Genomic DNA, 19,632 nt, shown 5'->3' on the forward strand with positions numbered 1-19,632 from the left:
ACCGGGTGGATCAGCGTCGGCGAGCCGACGCCTCCACCAACAGCAACGGCAGGACCGGAGTCAGGCACCCCACCACCACGCAGGCGAGCAGCCCCACGCCGGACACGGCCAGCACCCCGCCGGCGATGAGCGGCACCGACGCCGCGAGGAACAGCGGGATCAGCAGCCGGTCGGCGCCGGCCAGCAGATAGAACATGACGATCGTACCCAGGCAGAACACCGCCAACGGCACCGCGACGGCACCGTAGACCGCAGCTTGGGAGATCTCGGCCTCGCCCTCCAGCCACATCGCCACCACGTGCAGGCCGGCGCCGACGGCCGCGCAGCCGATGACGATCGGCATGCTGCCGTAGCCGAAAACGAAGGCCATTCCCGGCCGCGCCGCCAGCGGGCGCCCCACCTCGAGTTGGAAGTACAGCCACCACATGGCGAACGTGACGCCCATCGCTGTCAGGCCCAGCACCGCGGTCTCCGTGCTCCAGCCGGTTCGTCCGATGACCGCCTGCAACACCGCGACCGTCCCGACCACACCTTCGCCGAGGGTGATCACCACCAGCGTCGAATACCGTTCGACGATGTGCCCGGGGTGCCAGGGAGTGGCCCGGAACCGCGTCTCGGCGATCGCGGGCCCCAGCAGTTCGGCCACCATGCACACCGCGATCGCGATGAGCGTGGGCCCGAGCGTCATCGAGACCGCGGCGACCGCCACCCAGCCCACCTGCGCGACGGTCGTCATCAGCGCGTACGTCAGACACGTGGCGCGGTATTCGGGAGCCTGTACGGCCGCCCGCAGCCACTGCACGATCATTCCGGCGCGCATCACGATGTAGCCGATCACCACCACCGCGAGGTCGACGTGGCGGTTCGCGTCGATCGACGCGAACACCGGCGGCAACCCGATCGCGATGATCGCCACGCCGACCATCTGCACCAGTGTCAGCAGCCGGTACACCCAGTCGTCGGTGTCGAAGGCGGAGGAGAACCAGGCGAAGTTGATCCAGGCCCACACCGCGGCGAAGGTGGCGATGGCGTAGCCGATCACGGCCGCACGGTAGTGCCCCTCGGCGAGGTACTCCGCCAATTGGGCGCCCGCGATCGAGAAGGCGACGACGAAGACGAGGTCGTAGAAGACCTCCAGATCGCTGGCGGCCCGGCCGTCCTCGGCCGGATCGCGTCCGGACATGCGCCGGATGGTGGTCGACACGCTCACGTCGAACACCGTAGAGCCCACCGCATCGGGGGCCAAGGAACCGGCGGAGCGACTGCGCGCCGCGCGCGGTCGCCCCCGCATCCGCCGATCGCGCTACTGCGTCACGTTCTCCTGGTACCCGGTGATCCGATCCACCAGGAGTTCGGCGAACCGGAGCAGTGGTGGGCGAGCCGCGAGCGCGGGTTCGCCCGCGGCGAGGAACACCGTGCTGCTCGGCGGGTCCCGACGGCGGTCCAGTCGCACCAGGGCCCCGCTCCGGACCTCCTCGTGAACCAGATAGCTCGGCAGGACGGTGACGCCGAGCCCGGCGAGCGCCGCGGCCTTCATCGCCACCAGATCGGGCAGGACGATCGTCGGATCGAACCGCGGATCGACTCCGAACACCGTGTTCCAATACCGCCGCAGCAGCGGGAGGTGATCGTCGTAAGCGATCAGACCGGCCGCATCCAGTTCGGCGGGCGGCTCGGTCCCGTCGGTCAGTCCCGGTGCCGCGACCAGCCAGAACCGCTCCCGGGCCACCGGCCACGCCCGGACTCCGGCTCCGGTCGGCCGGATCCCGGAGACCACCGCGAGGTCGAGCCGCCCGGCGTCGAGTTCGGCAAGCATCCGCCGCGAATCACCGAATTCGAAGGCGATTCGCGGCAGACGCACAGTGTCGCCGGCGAGCGCCGGAAGCAACTGCTCGGTGACGAACTCGCACGGTCCGCCCAGCGAGACCATGAGACCGCCGGTCGGAGACCGACGCAGATCACCGGCGATCAGGCGGTCGATCTCGTCGAGATGCGTCGCGATCTGTGCGGCGATCTCGTGAGCCGCGACCGTCGGCACCGTGCCGTCGGCGCTCCGCTCGAACATCCGGACGCCGAAATGGTCCTCGACCAGGTGGATGTGGTTGGCGACCGTCGGTGCCGAGACCCCCAGGTGCCGAGCGGCCGCATGAAACGACCCCGACCGGTACACGGCCAGCATCGTGCGCAGGTGATCCTGCGAGAGGCGTCTGGTGGACGACACACAACCATCGTCCCACCCGGGCGAGAAGAACGACGGTGCTCCGGCGACGCGGCGTCCCCGGAGCACCATCGGTCAGTTCTTCGGCGACGTGAGGTCGTAAAGAGTCACACCGTCGACCGTCGTGGCGGTGAAGTGCTCCTTGACCCACGAACTGATCTCCGACGACGTCCCGCTCTCCCCCATGCCGGGCATTCCGCCGAAGCCCTCACCACCGCGATCACCCCGGCCGCCCGAGATGAAGTAGTGAATCCTGCCGTCGGCGACGTACTGCTTGAACTGGTCCAGGGTCGGCGACGGGTCGGTCCCGTTGAACCCGCCGATCGGCATCACCGAGTATCCGCTGGCGATCTGATAGCCGGAGGCCTCGTTGGAACCGATTGCCGCCGCGACCCACGTGTACCGATCGGCGTCGTTCCGCAGGACCGCGACCATCTCGTCAGACGGCGTGGATCCGTTCAGCAGGCCGCCCGCCGGTGAGGCTCCGGGACCTCCGCCCGCCTGGCCCGGGGCGCCCATGCCCGGCGCACCGCCCATGCCGGGGAATCCGCCACGTGCACCGGCCTGCGTCCGGCCCGCTCCCAGTGGCCCGAACGCGCCGTTGAACCGGCCGTGCCGACCGTGCCCGCCCCCCGGCCCGAATTCGCCTTCGACCTGGGGACCGGCGCTGATGATCGAGCCCTGCTTAGCCGTGGTCACCGTGTCGACCGTGTAGGCGAGCGGACCCGCCAGGCCGGCGAGAACCGCGAGCGACGCTGCGACCGCGGCGAGCACGCCACGCTGAGCCCCCAGCATCAGCGCTCCCGCGACGATCCCCACGACGAGGACGACGAACCGCAGCCACGGGACGAAATCGGCCGAGCGGTTCAGCAGCACGAATCCCCAGATCGCCGCGGTCCACGTCGCGGCGGCCAGCACCAGCCGAACCCACAACGCGGCCCGTTCGCGCCAGCACACGACCGCCGACACCGCGATCACCGCCGCCAGAGCGGGAGCGATGGCCGCCGTGTAATAGCTGTGGAAGATGCCCGCCATGAAGCTGAAGACGCCGACCATGATCAGCATCCACAGTCCGAAGACGCTCAAGTAGGCACGCCGCAGATCGGTACGTGAGGCCCGCCCGATCAGAACCAGCGCCGCCACTCCCAGAATCAGGGACGACGGGATCAGCCAGGCGATCTGACCGCCCTGCGCCGGCTCGAACATCCGGAGCCAGCCGGTGGAGCCCCACATGCCGCCGCCCGGGCCGCCGGCGCCGGGACCCCCCGGACCGCCCTGGCCGAACATCTCGGCTGCCGCGCCGCTCATCTCGCGAGCGCGTCCGCCACCGCCCACGCTGCCCTTCTCGTTCCCGTCGAGCCGGCCGAGACCGTTGTAGCCGAACGTCAGCTCGAGGATCGAGTTGTTCTGCGAACCGCCGATGTACGGACGGCTCGACGCCGGCCAGAGCTCCACGGCCAGGACCCACCAGCCGGCACTCACGATCAGCGCACCCAGTGAGGCGAACAGATGCCCGATGCGACGCAGCCACCGTCCGGGACCGAACGCCAGGTAGGTCACGGCCATCGCCGGAACGATCAGCATCACCTCCAGCTGCTTGGTGAGGAAACCGAATCCGACCGCCGTGCCTGCCGCGACCATCCACCACACGCTCTTCGCGCCGGGCTCCATCGCGCGCAGCACCGCGCCGCACGCCGCGATCATGAGCAGGATAAGCAGGGCCTCGGGGTTGTCGAACCTGAACATCATCGCGGCCACTGGGGTCAGCGCCAACACGGCGCCCGCACCGATGCCGGCCCAGTGGCCGAAGTAGCGGCGGGTGATGAAGTACAGCAGCGCCACCGACCCGACACCCATCAGCACCTCGGGGACCAGCACCGACCACGAGTTGAGGCCGAAGACTCGCACCGACAGCGCGGGGATCCACAGGGATGCGGGCGGCTTGTCGACGGTGATCGAGTTCGCCATGTCGGACGACCCGAAGAACCACGCCTTCCACGACTGCGAACCCGCCTGGATCGCAGCCGTGTAGAAGGAGTTCGCCCAACCGTTGATCGAGAGATTCCACAGGTAGAGGACGGTGGTCCCCACCAGCAGCGCCGCCAGCGACAGCCGGCGCCACAGCGCACTGCGCGTCCGGTCGGGATCATCGGGCAGGGGTTCGGCCGGTTGCGGCCGATCGAGGACGGTCGCAGTCATGCGGCACTCCGTTCGATAGAGGTCTGCTCGGCCGGCGCCGCGACGGAGGGGCGCCGGCGGAACACCCACCGCAGCCCGACGAAACGTGTCGCGGTGGCGACGAGGTTGGAGGCGACCAGGACGGCCAGTTCCAGTGCGCGGCCGGCATCCGGGTTCCAGCGGTGCAACGCGAAGAGCGAACCCGCCGTCACCGCCCAGCCGAAGAGGAACACACCCCACCCGAACAGGTGGTGCCGCGCCCGGTCCTGGCGCCCGCGGACGCCGAAGGTGAAGCGGCGGTTGGCCGCGGTGTTCAGCACCGCGGTGATCGCCAGCGCCAGGAAGTTGGCGGCCTGTGCACCGGCCGGCCGCAACAGGAGATACAGAAGCGCGAACGCCACCGTCGACACCAGGCCGACGGCGCAGAACCGGGCCAGCTGACCGACCATTCCGTGCGGCACACCGTCGATCACCGGCCCCGGCAATCGATCCCGTCCGAGTGTCTTGCGCAGTTCGGCCACCGGGATCCGACCGGTGGCGAGCGCCCAGCCGACGCGTGCGCACCCGCGCAGATCGGCGATCGCGGTGGCGACGATGTCGACTGAACTGTCGGGATCGTCGATCCAATCCACCGGAACCTCCGCGATTCGCAGACCGACGCGTTCGGCGAGAACCAGCAGTTCGGTGTCGAAGAACCATCCGGTGTCCTCGACGTACGGCAGCAGTCCGCGGGCCACATCGGTGCGCATCGCCTTGAAGCCGCACTGCGCGTCGGAGAAGCGGGCGCCCATCGCGGTGCGCAGGATCAGGTTGTACGAGCGCGAGATGAACTCCCGCTTGGCGCCCCGGATCACCCGGGACGAGTGCGACAGCCGAGTGCCGATCGCGATGTCGGAGTGCCCCGAGATCAAGGGGGCGATGAGCGGCATCAGCGCATTGAGGTCGGTGGAGAGATCGACGTCGCAGTACGCGACGATCTGAGCGTCATTGTCGCGCCAGACGTGGTTGAGCGCCCGCCCCCGCCCCTTCAAGTCGAGGTGGACCACGCGAACGCCCGGGATCTCCGCCTGCAGCCTCAGCGCGATCGCGAGGGTCGAGTCCGTACTCGCATTGTCGGCCACGGTGATCCGCGCCGGATACGGCACGCTGTCGGCCAGATGGCGGTGCAGCCGGCGAACCGACTGCTCCAGATCGTCTTCTTCGTTGTAGACCGGCATCACCACATCGAGGACCGGTCGGTCGGGCACCGACTCGCCCTCGGTCGATGCCCGGCTCAGAACTTCTGTCATGGCTACGAGAATCGTGCGGTTCGCTCCCGCGGCCCTGGGCCACTGCTGGGAGATTCCTGTGGATGACGGAGTCGTTACAGTCCGGGAGCGGCGATACATTGGGCGCCATGGTCACGTCCCCACCGCAGCAGCTCACTCCCCCGCAGCGGGAGATCGCCGATCAGGTCATCACCTCGCTCGCCGGCCCCGACGCCCGGCTGCGGGCGGACCAGGAGACTGCGGTGGCAGCCCTGGCCGCGCCCGGCGCCCGCGTGCTCGTGGTGCAGGCCACCGGCTGGGGCAAGTCCGCCGTGTACTGGGCGGCCACGGCCGTCATCCGTGCGGCCGGCGGCGGACCGACCCTCATCGTCTCGCCACTGCTGTCGCTGATGCGCGACCAGGTGGCGGCGGCCACGCGCGGCGGACTGCGTGCTGCCACAGTGAATTCGGCGAATATCGACGAATGGTCGGCCATCGAGGGCGCGTTGCTCGACGGTTCGCTCGACGTACTGCTCGTGTCGCCCGAACGACTCGCCAATCCGGGTTTCGGTCGCCGCGTGCTCGAAGCTCTCGCCGGGCGGCTCGGCCTGGTCGTGATCGACGAGGCCCACGCCATCTCCGACTGGGGACACGACTTCCGTCCCGACTACCGGCGCGTGTCGGACGTGCTTCAGCGGCTGAATCCGCAGACCTCCGTGCTGGCGACCACTGCCACCGCCAACGCCCGCGTCACCGACGACGTCGCGGCGCAGCTCGGCGACGCCACGCTTGTCCTGCGCGGCCCGTTGGCACGGAAGTCATTGCATCTCAACGTGATCGATGGACTCGACCCACTGCAGCGGTACGCCTGGGTGGCACAGGAACTACCGATGCTTCCCGGTTCCGGAATCGTCTACGTGCTCACCGTCGCGGACGCCGATCGCCTTGTCCGGGCGATCCGCGCCGTCCACGGGGACGAACTCGCGGTCGCGGCCTACACCGGCGGACTGCCCGCCGAGGAAAGGCATCGCCTCGAAGACGATCTGCTCGCGGGCCGCGTCAAAGCTCTCATCGCGACGTCGGCGCTCGGGATGGGTTTCGACAAACCGGATCTGGGGTTCGTCGTGCATGTGGGAGCACCGCCGTCTCCGGTCTCGTACTACCAGCAGGTGGGCCGTGCCGGCCGTGCGCTCGACGAGGCGGTGGTGATGCTCCTCGCCTCCCGGCTCGACGACGCGATCTGGGAGCATTTCGCCACCGCGACGATCCCCGACCCGGCGCGCATGGAACGACTGCTGCAGACGCTGGGCGACGCCGACGGCCCGATGACGGTCCCGGGCCTGGAGTCCGCGACCGGTATCCGCCGCGGCCGCGTGGAACTGATGTGCAAACAGTTGGCGGTCGACGGAGTGGTCGAGCGATCGAGCGAGGGGTGGTCGGTCACCGGGAAGCCCTGGGTGTACGACGCCGAGCACTACGAGGGCGTCCTCGCCGTCCGGCGTCGCGAGGCCGACATCATGCGCTCGTTCATCCGCGGCGAGAAGTGCCTCATGCGTCTGCTAACCGAGTCCCTCGACGATCCTCGCTCCCAGGACTGCGGGCGCTGCTCGGTGTGCCGGGGCGAGATCACCCCCGGGCTCGCCGAGGCACCGGAGACCCGGATCGTCGCCGAGGTCGGAGCCGTGCTGCGGCGCGACGCCGAACTCCTCGAACCCCGCAAGATGTGGCCGGGCGGCGCCTTCGGCAGCCGCGGCCGGATCCCGCCCGGCGCCATGGCCGAACCGGGACGGGTGCTGGCCTTCGCCGACGCACCCCAGTGGCGCGATGTCCTCGACGCCGCGAAGGCGGGCGACTCGGAGGCGTCGAGCGCTCTCGCCGAAGCCGCCGTGACCGTGGTCGCGCAGTGGGGACGGTCGTCGGGAGTGCGGCCGGACGTGATCTACTCGCTCGACCTCACGGGCGGCACGCTGGCCGCTACCCTCGCTCAACGACTGCGCGAGGTGGGCCGCCGCACCGGCGACGCGCTCCCGGTGCGGCCCGGCCCGCGGCCCGGTCGAGAGGCCACCGGCGCGGACGAGGCGGCGTACTGGCGCGACCACCTCGGGCCCATGCCCGCTGTGTCGGGCGCGGTGCTCCTGGTGATCGACGAGACCGGGTCCGGCTGGCCGGTCACCCTCGCCGCCGCGGCACTGCGCGAGTCCGGGGCCTCCGCCGTCCTGCCGCTGGTGGTCCACAAGACCGCGTGAGGCGCGGCCGCGACGCCTCAGTCCGGGACGTTCTCCCCGTAGCCGAGCGCGCGCAGGCTGACGCGAATCCGCTCGGCGGCGTCGTCGAGCGACTCCGGCGAGGGATTCTGGTCGGCCTTGGTCAGATCGAACGACTCCAGCGAGTGCGCCGGGAACACGTGGATGTGCAGGTGCGGCACTTCCAGACCGGCGATCAGCATGCCCATCCGCGGGGCGTCGAAGGCGTCCTTGACCGCTCGGCCGATCTTCTGCGACACGTCGGTCATATGCGTGAACGTGGGCGTGTCGATCTGCTCCCAGTGATCGATCTCCTTGCGCGGCACCACCAGCACGTGCCCCGGAGTGACCGGCGCGATGGTCATGAAGCCGACCGAGACGCCGTCCTTCCAGACGAAGCGGCCCGGCAGATCGCCGTTGATGATGTGCGTGAAGACCGAAGGCATGACCCGAGTGTAGGATGAGCCTCAGACCTCCGCAGGCGGGTGGTCCGGCTCGTCGGTTCCGGCGGCGCCGGCGAATCCCGCGGTGTCGATCCGGGGCAGGATGAACCAGAATCGCGCGCCCTCGCCCGGTGCGGTGTCGACCCCGACCCGGCCGCCGTGGGCGTCGACGAGCGCCGCCACGATGGAGAGGCCGAGTCCGTTCCCGGCCCCCGGGACCTCTCGGTGGCGGGAGTGATCGCCCCGGTAGAAGCGCTCGAAGACATGCTCGGCGTCCTCGGCCGTCATTCCCGGTCCGTCGTCGGCCACCGTGACCCGCACGTCCGACGGCGACGATTCCACGACCACCCGGATGTGCGCGTCCGGCCCCGCGTGGGCGACGGCGTTCCCGACCAGATTGCGCACCACCTGTGTCAGCCGGGCGACGTCGCCGACCACCACCGGATCGCCGGTGGCGGACGGAACGTCGAAGGCGATGTCCGATCCGGGCGCGCCGGCCCGCGCCCCCTCGACGGCGTCGGCCACCAACGGCACGATCTCCACCTCGCCGCGGTTCAGCGGGCGCTGGGCGTCGAGCCGCGCGAGGATCAGCAGGTCCTCCACGAGCAGGCTCATCCGGTCGGCCTCCGACGAGATCCGGCGGACCGCGTCGCCGGAGTCCACCGCGCCCATCGAGAGCAGCTCGGAGAACCCCTTGATGGACGTGAGCGGTGTCCGCAGCTCATGCGATGCGTCGGCGACGAACCGGCGCATCTTCTCCTCCGACCGCCGGGCCTGCTGCTCGGATCGGGCAGTCGCCGCGAAGGCCGCCTGGATCTGCGTCAGCATGGCGTTCACCGACCGGCCCAGACTGCCCACCTCGGTGTTCTCCGGCGCTTCGGCGACTCGCCGGTGCAGGTCGCCTCCCGCGATCGCGTGCGCGGTCTCCTCCACGCGGCGCAGCGGGCGCAGGCTCGACCGTACGAGCAGCGAGCTGAGCACGCCGATCACGATCACCACGACGGCGCCGATCCCCACCTGCAGCCAGATGAGACGGTTCATCGTCTCCTGGACGTCGGTGAGCGGGATCGCCACCACCGTGGACCCGAAGTCCGACTGCCGCTTGATGACCCTCCACTGCGGCCCCGGGCCGGCGGAGTCGACGGTCGTCGGCGCCGCGTCGCCGTCGGGCAGTGAACTCAGGTCCGGGCTCGACGAGAAGTCGCTGATCGTCAGGGTCATTCCGGTCGGCAGTTCCGTGGACACGTAGTACTGCGACGGCGGGCGCTTGGGGCCGGGCGGGCCGGTCCGGTGGTCGGTGGAGAGATCGCGGGGCCGGGCCCAGCCGTTGACGGCGTCGTCCAGCCCGGCGTCGGTACGCGAGATGAGGTTGCCGCGCATCGCCGAGGTGACCGCGAAACCGGAGAACACCAGACCGAGGGCGACGAGGACGGCGGTCAGCACCACCAGCGAGATCCGCAGCGGCACGCCGCGGCGCCCGCCACGGTGCGGCAGGTGCGGATGCGGAGGGGGTGGGCCGGGCGGTTGCGGAGCGGGGCCGACGCCGGGCGGATTCATCGTCATTCGCGGGGCTCACGCATCACGTATCCCACGCCGCGCAGCGTGTGGATGAGCCGCTTGGGCCCGGTGTCGATCTTGCGGCGCAGGTAGGAGACGTACGATTCGACGACGTTCACGTCACCGCCGAAGTCGTAGCTCCACACGTGGTCGAGGATCCGCGGCTTCGACAGCACGGTCCCGGCGTTGACCATGAAGTACCGGAGCAGGGTGAACTCGGTCGGTGAGAGCGAGACCAGTTCACCGTTCTTGAACACCTCGTGCGTCTCGTCGTCGAGTTCCAGATCGGAGAAGACGATTCGGGTCGGTTCCGCCTCGCCTTCGCCGAAGCCGCTGCGCCGCAGCAGAACGGCCAGCCGCGCCACCACCTCCTCGAGACTGAACGGCTTGGTGACGTAGTCGTCGCCGCCGATCGTGAGTCCGTTCACCTTGTCCTCCACCGAGTCCCGGGCCGAGAGGAACAGGGCCGGGGCGTCCACACCGTCGGCCCGCAGGCGCCGGAGCAGGCCGAACCCGTCCATCCCCGGCATCATCACATCGAGGACCAGGACGTCCGGCCTGAAGGTACGGACGACGTCGAGCGCGCGCGGTCCGTCGGCGGCGGCGACGACCTCGTATCCCTGGAATTTCAACGACACCGACAGCAGTTCCCTGATGTTCTCCTCATCGTCGACGACGAGGACCTTGGCGGGTTTGTCAGCAGAAGTCATGGTTCCAGCTTGCCTGCCCCTCCGGCGGTCCGACTGGCAAGAACCTGGGAGATCACTGTGAGGGTCGCGCCCGGCCGTGCTGCCGCATCAGCGGCGACGGGAATCCCGGCGCCGGCCGATCGTCCCCCAGCCACCGGGTGAGCTCGTCGGCCCGCTCGGCGAGCGCGTCGCGGGCCTCGGCGGGAAGGTCTTCGAGCGGAACCACCCTCACCCCCTGTTCGGTCAGCACCCAGCCGCCGACGATCCGCCCGTCCCACCAGGCCGTCTGTCCTCCGTTGCCGGTGCGGTCGAACAACTCCGGACCGTGGGATCCCAGATAGAAGTCGCGCTCCCGCCAGCCCATGGTGGCCGGGTCCAGGCCGGGCAGCAGCAGTGCCCGCGGCGGCACCGGCTCCACCTCCGCGAGATCGTCGGACATCAGATAGCCCGTGGCACCCGAGTCCAGTTCCACCTCGGTCACCGGCAGCGATGCCAGTGCGGCGCGCACCGCGGTCTTGGTGGTGCCGAGCCACCACACCAGATCGGCTTCGGTGCCCGGACCGTACCGGCGCAGCCACCGCTCCACCAGTGCGACGTGCCCCGCCGCCTCGTCGACATGCGGCAGGGGCGCCCCCAGCCACGACGACATCGACGTCCACGACGGCCGCGAGCGGTGCCAGTCGGCGGCGTTCGGGCCGCGCACCACCTCTCCCCGCGCGGCCAGATGGTTGAGCATTCGGGGCAGCATCGGCGACGGTCCGCCGTACGACTTGCCGTGGTCGCGCATGATCTCGATGTCGAACTCCGGCAACCGTCTCCGCAACTCCGGTGCCGAAAGTGCGGCCCCGTCGGAGAGCTCCGCGAGAATCGCCTCGCGCGCCCGCTCGATCCAGGCCTCCGGATGGTCCGGACCGTCGTCGCGACGCAGATCGCGAAGGATGTTCGTCCGTTCCGAAGCTGCCACCCGGGGCCCGATCGCGCCGACCGCCTCGGCGAGCACCGGCCGGGTCATCACGAACAGCGTCCGGCGCATCACGAGCTGTTTGACCACCGAGCGCTCGTCGTACAACGCGGTCTCCACCGTCTGCGGGTCGGGCGCCGCACCCCGGGCCCACGCCGCCAGGTGGACCGTCGACGGCACGGTGGCATGAAGTCCGATGACGGCGTCGGCGACCTCGGTGACCCGGTGTCCGGCGGAGCCGTCCAGCAGATGGCGACGCAGCAGCCGAGCGCGCCGCTGACCGTCGCCGACGCGCGGTCGGGCGGTCACACCGAGCCCCGCTCGACCGGGGCGTGCGGGATGTGGCCGCCCGAGACCGCGACGACCGCCTCGATCTCGACCCGCTGCCCCGGGTAGGGCAGCGCCGACACCCCGAGGACTATCGACGGCGGAGTCGCGTCGAACGCGGTGTCCAGCGCGAGCCACACGGCGCCGAGCTCGTCGGCACCGGCGGCCGCGACGTAGACGGTCAGTTTCACGATTCCCGATCGCGCGGCGCCCCGCTCCGCGAGCAGGACGTCGAGACACTCGACGGCGCGGCGGACCTGCGCCTCGGGGTCGTTCGCGCCCACGATCGCGCCGTCGGCGTCGAGTGGCGAGATTCCCGCGGTGAAGATCAGCGCTCCGGGTGCCGTCTGTGCGCCGTAGGCGAATCCGCCGTCGTGCAGGGTCGCGGACCGGAAGTACTCGGGTTCGGTCATCGGAAGCTCAGCACCTCGTCTCCCCACGCGCGCAGCGTGCTGTCGTCCAGTCCGGTCACCGAGGTGTCCTCGGTGCCGCCGATCAACAGCGAACTGTGGCGCTGCGGCACGTACGCCTCCCAGAGCGCGTCGCCGTCCTCCCCGGTGTTCGGGTCGCCGTCCGCGGCGAAACCGAGCCAGCGGTACTGCATCCGGTGCCGCACCTTCTCGCCGGTGGCCCGTCCGCCGAGCGCGTACATCGGATCACGCCGGCTCGACGCCGGGTTGCCCCACACGTACGGCACCTCGGTGGCGTGCGCGGCACCGTAGCCGAGGACGCGGAGGAGCGGTGTGGCCCAATCGAACCGGTACAGGTACACCGGCGCCACCTGGGCGTGCGACTCCGCGATCCACACCGCGGGCATCCGGAATCCGATGTCGCGGGAGATGGCCATACTGCGCACTCCCGAGGGCACGTGACGGTAGGAGGAGTCGAGGCGGTCGGGTTCGGGGACGCGCAGCGTCGGCCGCTCGGTGCCGATCAGGGTGAACATCGCGTCCACACCGTCGTTCTTCACCGGAAGCAGCGGCGTCGACATCCAGCGGAACAGCGAGGTCTCGTGCCGGTTGGTCCCGATGAGCAGCGGGACGCGGTGCGCCTCACCCGAGACGATGGCCTCCATCGGATCCAGCGGCACCAGATCGCCGTCCACCACGGGGGCGAACGCGATGGTGCCGGGAAACCGGTTGGGCACCAGGTTGAAGATCGCCGACGACGCGTTCACCAGATCCAGCGCAGGCGTCCGGCGCAGTTCGCTCGGCCGCACGTACTCGGGCGGGAGCTCGGCCAGCAGCATGTTCGCGTAGCGCTCGGCACGCTCGGCGTCGTACACGGTGGTGGCCGGGGAACTCTGGGCGATCGCCCGATGGAACAGTCCCTTCGCCGCGGGCGAGGCCAGCAACGTGGTCACCACACCGGCGCCGGCCGATTCGCCGAACAGCGTGACGTTGCCCGGATCGCCGCCGAAACGCTCGATGTTGTCGCGCACCCAGCCCAGCGCGGCGAGCACGTCCGAGAGACCGCAATTGGCCTGGAAGGTCTCGTCGCCGGACGAGAGATGACGCAGATCGGCGAACCCGAACGCGCCCATCCGGTAGTTGAGGGTGACGATGATCGTCGGCGTCCCGCGGGTGACGGACGACTGCACCAGGGACCCCGGGTCGTACAGCGGCTGCGACCCCGATCCGCAGAGGTAGGCGCCGCCGTGGACCCACACCATCACCGGCAGGCGTGCGTCGGTGCCGGCCACGCCGCGCGGCGTCCCGACATTCAGATACAGGCAGTCCTCGTTGGCGAAGGCCTCCGGCCCGAGATCGATCACCTGCATCACCGGCTGCGGGCACACCGGGCCGAAGTTGCGGGCGTCGATGACCTCGCTGCGCTCACGGGGCGGCTGCGCGTGCAGCCAGCGTCGCGGCCCGGTCGGACGAGCCGCGTACGCGACTCCCAGCCACAGGTCGGCCGATGGTGTGCTGGTGCCCCGCAGCGGACCGTAGACGGTGTCGACGACGTGAACGGTGTCAGTCACGCCTCCATCTTGCCGGGCGATGGACCGGTGTGCAGCATGTGCCGACTCCGGGCCGCGCGGCCGTAGCATGGATTCATGACCAGTTCACTGCCCCTGATCCTGCGCGAGGAGCCGTTCTTCGAAGCCACCGAGGTGTCCCTGCCGGACGCGGTGCGGGTGGTGACCATGGAATTTCCCGAGGTCCGCATGGACGACCTGCCGGAGATCTTCGACGGCCATTTCCACCTGCTGGCGCAGGCTCGGCCGATCGGACCGGGCTTCGCCGTCTACGAGGGCGACGTCACCGACGAGTTCGACGTCACGATCGGTTTCCCCGTAGCCGAGCCCACCGACCTCGAGGGCATCGACAACGGGACCTTCCCCACCGGCCGCGCCCTGGTGATGTCGCACCTCGGCGGCTTCGACGGTCTCGGGTCGGCGTGGGAGCTGCTCATGGAGACCCATTTCGCCAAAGGGGGTGCGGTGCCCCGCGCGGTGGTCGAGATCTACGTGACCGATCCCAGCGTCGTCGCACACGACGACCTGCGGACCGATCTGCTGGTCCTCCTCTGAGGACCGCACCGCCGGGAGAGTGGAGCGGGCCCGACGCATCGGATGCGTCAGGCCCGCGGCGGAGCCCCCTGTCAGGATTGAACTGACGACCGCTCGCTTACAAGGCGAGTGCTCTACCACTGAGCTAAGGAGGCCTGCGGCGGAAGTATATAGGGTCACACCGCGAACCAGTAACGCCCGGTCCCCGGGCCGACGACTTACCTCGGGCACCTCCGCGGGACAACCCTCGCGGGCCGGTGCGTGCGATGCCACGATCGAAGGCGGCGGCCCCACCGGACCGCCTCCGCGACTGACCTGTGAGGAGGCAGGGTGCGTGTGAAAGCGATGTTCCGTCAGGGACTCGACAAGATTCTCGGCGACGCCACGGCCACGATCGACACGATCGAGCCGGGCAGCATCGTCGTCGCACCCCGCAAACCGATCCCGCTCGACGACGAGGCCGCGATCACCGAAGTCCTCGATCTCGCCGCACGTATCGGCGCGGTGCTCCTCGACTCGGGTACCGGCGCCATCGACACCGGCAACCAGATCGCTTTCGTCGCAAGCATTTACGGTCTCGAGGACGTCGTCGTGGACGTCACGTTCAACCGTATCCTGGTGAGTGCCCGGCGGGGCCCCACGCTGCCGCCGGTCACCACCGTGCGCACGGTCCACTACCGGTCGCTCGACTTCACCCGGCTCGCGCACGTCGACCGCCTGGTGCGGCGCATCCGGCAGTTGGCCATCACCCCCGGAACCGCGCACCGGATCGTCGACGGCATCGTCAGCGCCCCCCACCCCTACCCGTACTGGCTCGCGAATCTGGCCTGGGGCGTTCTGGCGCTGGGTATCTCGATCCTTCTCGGCGGTACCACGCTGGTGGTGCTGACGGCTTTCCTGACCACCGTCGTCATCGTCGCTCTCAACCGGCGGCTGGCCCGCATCGGAACCCCGATCTTCTTCCAGCAGATGCTCGGCGGGTTCATCGCCGTGCTCCCCGCGGCCGGCCTGTACCACTGGCGCGAGGCGCTCGACGTGAGTTTCGCGCCGTCGCAGATCATCGCGGCGGGGATCGTGGCGCTGTTGTCGGGACTGTCGCTGGTCGGATCGGTGCAGGACGCGATCACCGGGGCGCCGATCACCGGCACCGCCCGATTCTCCGAGGTCGTGCTGATGACCGGCGGGATCCTGGCGGGCGTGGCCATGGCGATCCGGCTGGTCGAGGCGCTGGGCGGGAGTCTGCCGGGCCTGACGACGACGTCTCCGTTCGGACCGTCGGATGTGGCCGCGACGGTGATCGGCGGAGCGATCGCCGCGGGCGCCTTCGCACTCGCCAGCTACGCCGAGCGTCGCGCGATCCCGGTCGCGCTCGGCGCGGGCGTGCTGGCCTCCGGGGTGATCAGCGGGCTCTCGCTCACGGACGCGGGAGCCATCGTCTCGGGTGCGGTCGCCGCGATCGTCGTCGGCCTCATCGGTGGTCTCGCCGCTCGTCGAGCCCTCGTCCCGCCACTCGTGGTCGCCGTCGCCGGCATCACCCCGCTGCTGCCCGGTCTGGCGATGTACCGCGGTCTCTACGGTGTGATGAGCGGCGAGACGCTGGCCGGCTTCGGCGAGCTGGCCACAGCCATCGCGGTCGGCTGCTCCATCGCCGCCGGAGTCACCCTCGGCGAATTCATCGCACGCACGCTCAAACGGCCCCGGCTGCCCGCGGCGCTGGCGCGCCAACGCGACGCGCTGCGCGACGGCCGGCCGCACGGCTTGACCCTCACGCGACGTAAGCCTCCACGCTGGAATCCATGACGGCGACGAACGGGGCCGACGGCACGTGGACGACCACCTGGACGGTGGGACGTCTGGCCGATCTGACCGGAGTCACGGTGCGCACTCTGCACCACTACGACCGGATCGGACTGCTGTCGCCCGCCAAGCGCACCGGAGCCGGCTACCGCCTCTACACCGAGGCGGACCTCGACCGGCTCTGGCGCATCGTCCTCTACCGGCGGCTGGAGATGCCGCTGGACGAGATCGCGGCACTGCTCGACGGCGACGGCGACCCAGTCGATCACCTGCGCAGGCGACGCGAGGCCGTCGTGTCCAGGCTGGGCGAGTTGACCGAACTCGTCGCAGCCATCGATCGAGCGATGGAGACGCAGATGCAGCAACGACCAGCGACCGCCGAAGAGATGCGAGAGATCTTCGGCGACGGATTCCGCGACGAGTACCAGGCCGAAGCCGAGGAGCGGTGGGGGCAGACCGACGCGTGGAAGCAGTCGGCCCGCCGCACTCGCGACTACACCAAGGCGGACTGGGAACAGATCAAGGCGGAGACCGACGCGATCCACGCGGCGTTCGCCGCGGCCATGCGGGCGGGCGAACCCGCCGACAGCACGGCCGCCATGGACGCCGCAGAACGGGCGCGCAAGCACATCGACGAGCGCTTCTACGAGTGCAGCCACGAGTTCCACACCTGCCTCGGCGAGATGTACGTGAGCGACCCGCGGTTCACCGCGTCGTACGAGGAGATCGAGCCCGGACTGGCCCGGTACGTACGGGATGCGATCGTCGCGAACGCCGACCGGCACCGCTGATCGGCTCGGGTAGAATCCCGGCCATGGCAGCTAAGACGACCGACGACATCGCCGATGACGAACTGGAGCCGGTGACCGACGAGACCGCACACAAGGCCCGCCGCGTGGTGGCCGCTTACGCCACCGACGCCGACGAATGCCGCATGCTGCTGTCGATGCTCGGAATCGCTCCCGGCGAGTCCGCCTGACGCGGATGACGGCCCCCGGGCACCCTGCGACGGGTGCGGATTTCGTCGTCGTCGCAAATCGTCTTCCGGTCGACAAGAAGGTCCGGCCCGACGGCTCCGTGGTCTGGAAGCGTTCGCCGGGCGGACTCGTGACGGCACTGACCCCCACCCTGGAGACCCGGTCGGGCGCCTGGGTGGGGTGGTCGGGCAGCGCGTCGCAGGACGGGTCCCCCGAGGAGAAGCCCGACGTCGAGGGCATCGACATCCACCCGGTGCCGCTGAGCGCCGCAGAGGTCGAGGACTACTACGAGGGGTTCTCGAACGCCACTCTGTGGCCGCTGTTCCACGATCTACTCGTCAAGCCCGAGTATCGGCATGACTGGTGGGAGGCGTACGTCCGGGTGAACCGCCGGTTCGCGGAGACCGCCGCGAGTGCTGCGGCCCCGAATGCGATGGTCTGGGTTCAGGACTATCAGCTGCTCCTGGTGCCCGCGATGCTGCGCGAGACGCGTCCCGACCTGCGGATCGGGTTCTTCCTGCACATTCCCTTCCCGCCGACCGAGCTGTTCAGCCAGCTCCCCTGGCGCACCGATCTCCTCGAAGGCCTGCTGGGCGCCGACCTGCTCGGCTTCCACCTGCCCGGAGGCGCCGAGAACTTCCTGACACTCGCGCGCCGGCTCCTCGGCACCCGCACCTCGAACGGCCCGATCACCGCGCGGGAGGATTTCGGAGCGGTGGAGTACGACGGCCGCACCGTCAAGGTCGGCTCGTTCCCCATCTCCATCGATTCGGCCGATGTGGCGGCGCAGGCCACGGCCGCCGCCGACCGCGCGGTCACGATCCGCGCCGAACTCGGTGACCCCGAGGTGCTGCTGCTCGGCGTCGACCGGCTCGATTACACCAAGGGAATCGACGTCCGGCTGGCCTCGCTGGAGCGGCTGTTCGCTTCCGGCCGGCTCGATCCCGCGAAGACGGTGATGGTTCAGCTCGCCAGCCCCAGCCGCGAGCGCGTCGACAGTTACATCGACATGCGCAATCGCATCGAGCAGATGGTCGGTCACCTCAACGGCAAATACGGGACCGTCGCGCGCCCGCCGATCCGCTACCTGCTGCAGCCGGTGGCCCGCGACGAGTTGCTCGCCTATTTCCGCGCGGCCGACGTCATGCTCGTGACCCCGATGCGCGATGGGATGAACCTTGTCGCCAAGGAGTACCTCGCCGCGCGCGCGGATCTCGGCGGCGCCCTCGTCCTGAGCGAGTTCACCGGCGCCGCAGCCGAACTCGGCGAGGCCTACCTGCTGAATCCGTACGACGACCGCGACGTCGACGACGCGATCGAGGCCGCCGTCACCGATCCCGCCGAGGCCCGCCGTGAGCGGATGCGCATCCTCCACGATCAGGTGATGACCAACGACGTGGATCTGTGGGCCACCAGCTTCCTCGACACCCTCGCCGCCGACGCATGACCGAGACGATGCTCGACGACGCCCTGCGGGCCGCGCTCGAAGCGTTCGCCGCCCGTCCGCGGGTGCTCGTCGCCTCCGACTACGACGGGTGCGTCTCACCCATCGTGGCGCGGCCCGAGGACGCCGTCCCCGAACCGCGCTCGATGGCCGCGCTGGAGCAGTGCGCCGCGGCGCCGCGGACCGCGGCGGCACTGGTGTCCGGCCGGGCCCGCGCCGACCTGCGCGCGCTCTCCGGTGCGAGTGAGAACATCACGCTGGTCGGCAGCCACGGCGCCGAGTTCGCCGAAGGCTTCGACGATCCGGTCACCGACGGGCAACGCGAACTGCTGCGGCGGATCGTCGCCGAGTTCCGCGGTCTGAGTGCCCGGTTCCCCGGCACCTCGGTGGAGGTGAAGCCGGTCAGCACCACCCTTCATGTGCGCAACGCATCCCCTGCCGACGCCGACGCCGCGCTCGCTCTCGCCGAGTCCGGTCCGGCGTCGTGGGACGGGGTGCAGGTGACCCACGGCAAAGCGGTCATCGAACTCGCGGTGATCGAGACCAGTAAGGGACACGCCCTCGACCGCCTGCGCGCGGCGCTCGAGGTGGACGCCGTGCTCTACCTCGGCGACGACGTGACCGACGAGAAGGCCTTCGCGCGCCTCGGTCCGGACGATGTGGGAGTCAAGGTCGGAGACGGCCCGACGGCGGCGCACTTCCGCGTCGCGGATCCGAACGGGGTCGCGACAGTCCTGGAGACCGTGGCCGCTCTGCGCCGCTGACGGTCGTGCGAAGGCGCACTGAGCGCCCCTCCCCCAGGCTGGTTGAGCGAGCGCAGCGAGTCGAAACCCCAAACAGGCGGTCTCGATACGGCATGCTCGCTACGCTCACAGGCCTACTCGACAACCCTGAAACAGACCACCGAGCGACCCTCCAGGCTCGTTGAGCGAGCGCAGCGAGTCGAAACTCCAGACAGGCAGTCTCGACACGGCATGCTCGCTACGCTCACACGCCTACTCGACAACCCTGAAACAGACCACCGAGCGACCACTCAGGC

The 19,632-nt window shown here is 69.9% G+C and carries 17 protein-coding genes and 1 tRNA gene; 7 read left to right on the forward strand and 11 right to left on the reverse strand.

The window, feature by feature from the left end:
* Window positions 1-10 precede the first annotated feature (10 nt).
* From GSI01S_RS14370 to GSI01S_RS14385, 4 genes are all read right to left on the reverse strand, one after another.
* Entirely contained in the window at window positions 11-1,210 is a 1,200-nt protein-coding gene (locus GSI01S_RS14370; protein ID WP_308128695.1) for a low temperature requirement protein A, read from the reverse strand.
* A 93-nt stretch (window positions 1,211-1,303) separates the two neighbouring features.
* Window positions 1,304-2,221: a LysR family transcriptional regulator gene (locus tag GSI01S_RS14375; RefSeq protein ID WP_169317722.1), complete on the reverse strand. Its 918-nt coding sequence runs from the start codon at window positions 2,219-2,221 to the stop codon at window positions 1,304-1,306.
* Between the two features lie 72 nt (window positions 2,222-2,293).
* A complete protein-coding gene (locus tag GSI01S_RS14380; protein ID WP_006897321.1) occupies window positions 2,294-4,417 on the reverse strand; it encodes an ArnT family glycosyltransferase in 2,124 nt (707 codons plus the stop codon).
* Entirely contained in the window at window positions 4,414-5,685 is a 1,272-nt protein-coding gene (locus GSI01S_RS14385; protein ID WP_006897322.1) for a bifunctional glycosyltransferase family 2/GtrA family protein, read from the reverse strand. The genes GSI01S_RS14380 and GSI01S_RS14385 overlap by 4 nt, the downstream gene beginning before the upstream one ends.
* 107 nt (window positions 5,686-5,792) lie before the next feature.
* On the opposite strand from GSI01S_RS14385, the gene GSI01S_RS14390 reads away from it, so the two are divergent.
* The gene (locus tag GSI01S_RS14390; RefSeq protein WP_006897323.1) at window positions 5,793-7,889 is read left to right on the forward strand and encodes a RecQ family ATP-dependent DNA helicase; all 2,097 of its coding nucleotides are present in this window, start codon (window positions 5,793-5,795) and stop codon (window positions 7,887-7,889) included.
* Window positions 7,890-7,906: 17 nt separating this feature from the next.
* On the opposite strand, the gene GSI01S_RS14395 is transcribed toward GSI01S_RS14390, so the two are convergent.
* Genes GSI01S_RS14395 through GSI01S_RS14420 form a run of 6 tightly spaced genes read right to left on the reverse strand, consistent with a single transcriptional unit; the run spans window position 7,907 to window position 13,844 of the window.
* Window positions 7,907-8,332 (reverse strand): HIT family protein, encoded by a 426-nt coding sequence (locus GSI01S_RS14395; protein WP_006897324.1) that lies wholly within the window; start codon window positions 8,330-8,332, stop codon window positions 7,907-7,909.
* 21 nt (window positions 8,333-8,353) lie between these two features.
* Complete coding sequence (locus tag GSI01S_RS14400) at window positions 8,354-9,892, reverse strand: sensor histidine kinase (protein WP_006897325.1); 1,539 nt, start codon at window positions 9,890-9,892, stop codon at window positions 8,354-8,356.
* Window positions 9,889-10,596 carry a response regulator transcription factor gene (locus GSI01S_RS14405; protein WP_006897326.1) on the reverse strand — a complete coding sequence of 236 codons (708 nt, stop codon included), beginning with the start codon at window positions 10,594-10,596 and terminating at the stop codon, window positions 9,889-9,891. The genes GSI01S_RS14400 and GSI01S_RS14405 overlap by 4 nt, the downstream gene beginning before the upstream one ends.
* A gap of 52 nt (window positions 10,597-10,648) precedes the next feature.
* Window positions 10,649-11,845: a winged helix DNA-binding domain-containing protein gene (locus tag GSI01S_RS14410; RefSeq protein WP_006897327.1), complete on the reverse strand. Its 1,197-nt coding sequence runs from the start codon at window positions 11,843-11,845 to the stop codon at window positions 10,649-10,651.
* Entirely contained in the window at window positions 11,842-12,276 is a 435-nt protein-coding gene (locus GSI01S_RS14415) for a RidA family protein (protein WP_006897328.1), read from the reverse strand. Before GSI01S_RS14415 ends, GSI01S_RS14410 begins: the two co-directional genes overlap by 4 nt.
* Window positions 12,273-13,844, reverse strand: coding sequence for a carboxylesterase/lipase family protein (locus GSI01S_RS14420; protein ID WP_006897329.1), 1,572 nt, complete (start codon window positions 13,842-13,844; stop codon window positions 12,273-12,275). Before GSI01S_RS14420 ends, GSI01S_RS14415 begins: the two co-directional genes overlap by 4 nt.
* Before the next feature lie 75 nt (window positions 13,845-13,919).
* Here GSI01S_RS14420 and GSI01S_RS14425 point away from each other — a divergent pair, with 75 nt between their 5' ends.
* Window positions 13,920-14,396 (forward strand): GyrI-like domain-containing protein, encoded by a 477-nt coding sequence (locus GSI01S_RS14425; RefSeq protein ID WP_006897330.1) that lies wholly within the window; start codon window positions 13,920-13,922, stop codon window positions 14,394-14,396.
* A 62-nt stretch (window positions 14,397-14,458) separates the two neighbouring features.
* On the opposite strand, the gene GSI01S_RS14430 is transcribed toward GSI01S_RS14425, so the two are convergent.
* Window positions 14,459-14,530 (reverse strand) — tRNA-Thr (locus tag GSI01S_RS14430).
* A gap of 181 nt (window positions 14,531-14,711) precedes the next feature.
* On the opposite strand from GSI01S_RS14430, the gene GSI01S_RS14435 reads away from it, so the two are divergent.
* From GSI01S_RS14435 to otsB, 5 genes are read left to right on the forward strand one after another with little or no spacing between them, the layout of a single operon-like run.
* Window positions 14,712-16,175, forward strand: coding sequence for a threonine/serine exporter family protein (locus GSI01S_RS14435; RefSeq protein ID WP_039867752.1), 1,464 nt, complete (start codon window positions 14,712-14,714; stop codon window positions 16,173-16,175).
* Entirely contained in the window at window positions 16,172-16,963 is a 792-nt protein-coding gene (locus tag GSI01S_RS14440) for a MerR family transcriptional regulator (protein WP_006897332.1), read from the forward strand. Before GSI01S_RS14435 ends, GSI01S_RS14440 begins: the two co-directional genes overlap by 4 nt.
* Before the next feature lie 23 nt (window positions 16,964-16,986).
* Entirely contained in the window at window positions 16,987-17,151 is a 165-nt protein-coding gene (locus GSI01S_RS20340) for a hypothetical protein (protein WP_006897333.1), read from the forward strand.
* Between the two features lie 5 nt (window positions 17,152-17,156).
* Window positions 17,157-18,596 (forward strand): alpha,alpha-trehalose-phosphate synthase (UDP-forming), encoded by a 1,440-nt coding sequence (locus GSI01S_RS14445; protein WP_006897334.1) that lies wholly within the window; start codon window positions 17,157-17,159, stop codon window positions 18,594-18,596.
* A complete protein-coding gene (gene otsB / locus GSI01S_RS14450; RefSeq protein WP_006897335.1) occupies window positions 18,593-19,357 on the forward strand; it encodes a trehalose-phosphatase in 765 nt (254 codons plus the stop codon). Before GSI01S_RS14445 ends, otsB begins: the two co-directional genes overlap by 4 nt.
* The last annotated feature ends 275 nt before the right edge of the window (window positions 19,358-19,632 follow it).

The sequence above is a fragment of the Gordonia sihwensis NBRC 108236 genome (genome assembly GCF_000333035.1).
In the GTDB taxonomy this organism is placed as follows: Bacteria; Actinomycetota; Actinomycetes; order Mycobacteriales; family Mycobacteriaceae; genus Gordonia; species Gordonia sihwensis.

What these genes read in the sequence shown, in the direction of transcription:
- GSI01S_RS14380 (WP_006897321.1), bottom strand. Translation starts at nt 4,417, where the DNA reads ATGACTGCGACCGTCCTCGATCGGCCGCAACCGGCCGAACCCCTGCCC.
- GSI01S_RS14385 (WP_006897322.1), bottom strand. Translation starts at nt 5,685, where the DNA reads ATGACAGAAGTTCTGAGCCGGGCATCGACCGAGGGCGAGTCGGTGCCC.
- GSI01S_RS14390 (WP_006897323.1), top strand. Translation starts at nt 5,793, where the DNA reads ATGGTCACGTCCCCACCGCAGCAGCTCACTCCCCCGCAGCGGGAGATC.
- GSI01S_RS14395 (WP_006897324.1), bottom strand. Translation starts at nt 8,332, where the DNA reads ATGCCTTCGGTCTTCACGCACATCATCAACGGCGATCTGCCGGGCCGC.
- GSI01S_RS14400 (WP_006897325.1), bottom strand. Translation starts at nt 9,892, where the DNA reads ATGACGATGAATCCGCCCGGCGTCGGCCCCGCTCCGCAACCGCCCGGC.
- GSI01S_RS14405 (WP_006897326.1), bottom strand. Translation starts at nt 10,596, where the DNA reads ATGACTTCTGCTGACAAACCCGCCAAGGTCCTCGTCGTCGACGATGAG.
- GSI01S_RS14415 (WP_006897328.1), bottom strand. Translation starts at nt 12,276, where the DNA reads ATGACCGAACCCGAGTACTTCCGGTCCGCGACCCTGCACGACGGCGGA.
- GSI01S_RS14425 (WP_006897330.1), top strand. Translation starts at nt 13,920, where the DNA reads ATGACCAGTTCACTGCCCCTGATCCTGCGCGAGGAGCCGTTCTTCGAA.
- GSI01S_RS14440 (WP_006897332.1), top strand. Translation starts at nt 16,172, where the DNA reads ATGACGGCGACGAACGGGGCCGACGGCACGTGGACGACCACCTGGACG.
- GSI01S_RS20340 (WP_006897333.1), top strand. Translation starts at nt 16,987, where the DNA reads ATGGCAGCTAAGACGACCGACGACATCGCCGATGACGAACTGGAGCCG.
- GSI01S_RS14445 (WP_006897334.1), top strand. Translation starts at nt 17,157, where the DNA reads ATGACGGCCCCCGGGCACCCTGCGACGGGTGCGGATTTCGTCGTCGTC.
- otsB (WP_006897335.1), top strand. Translation starts at nt 18,593, where the DNA reads ATGACCGAGACGATGCTCGACGACGCCCTGCGGGCCGCGCTCGAAGCG.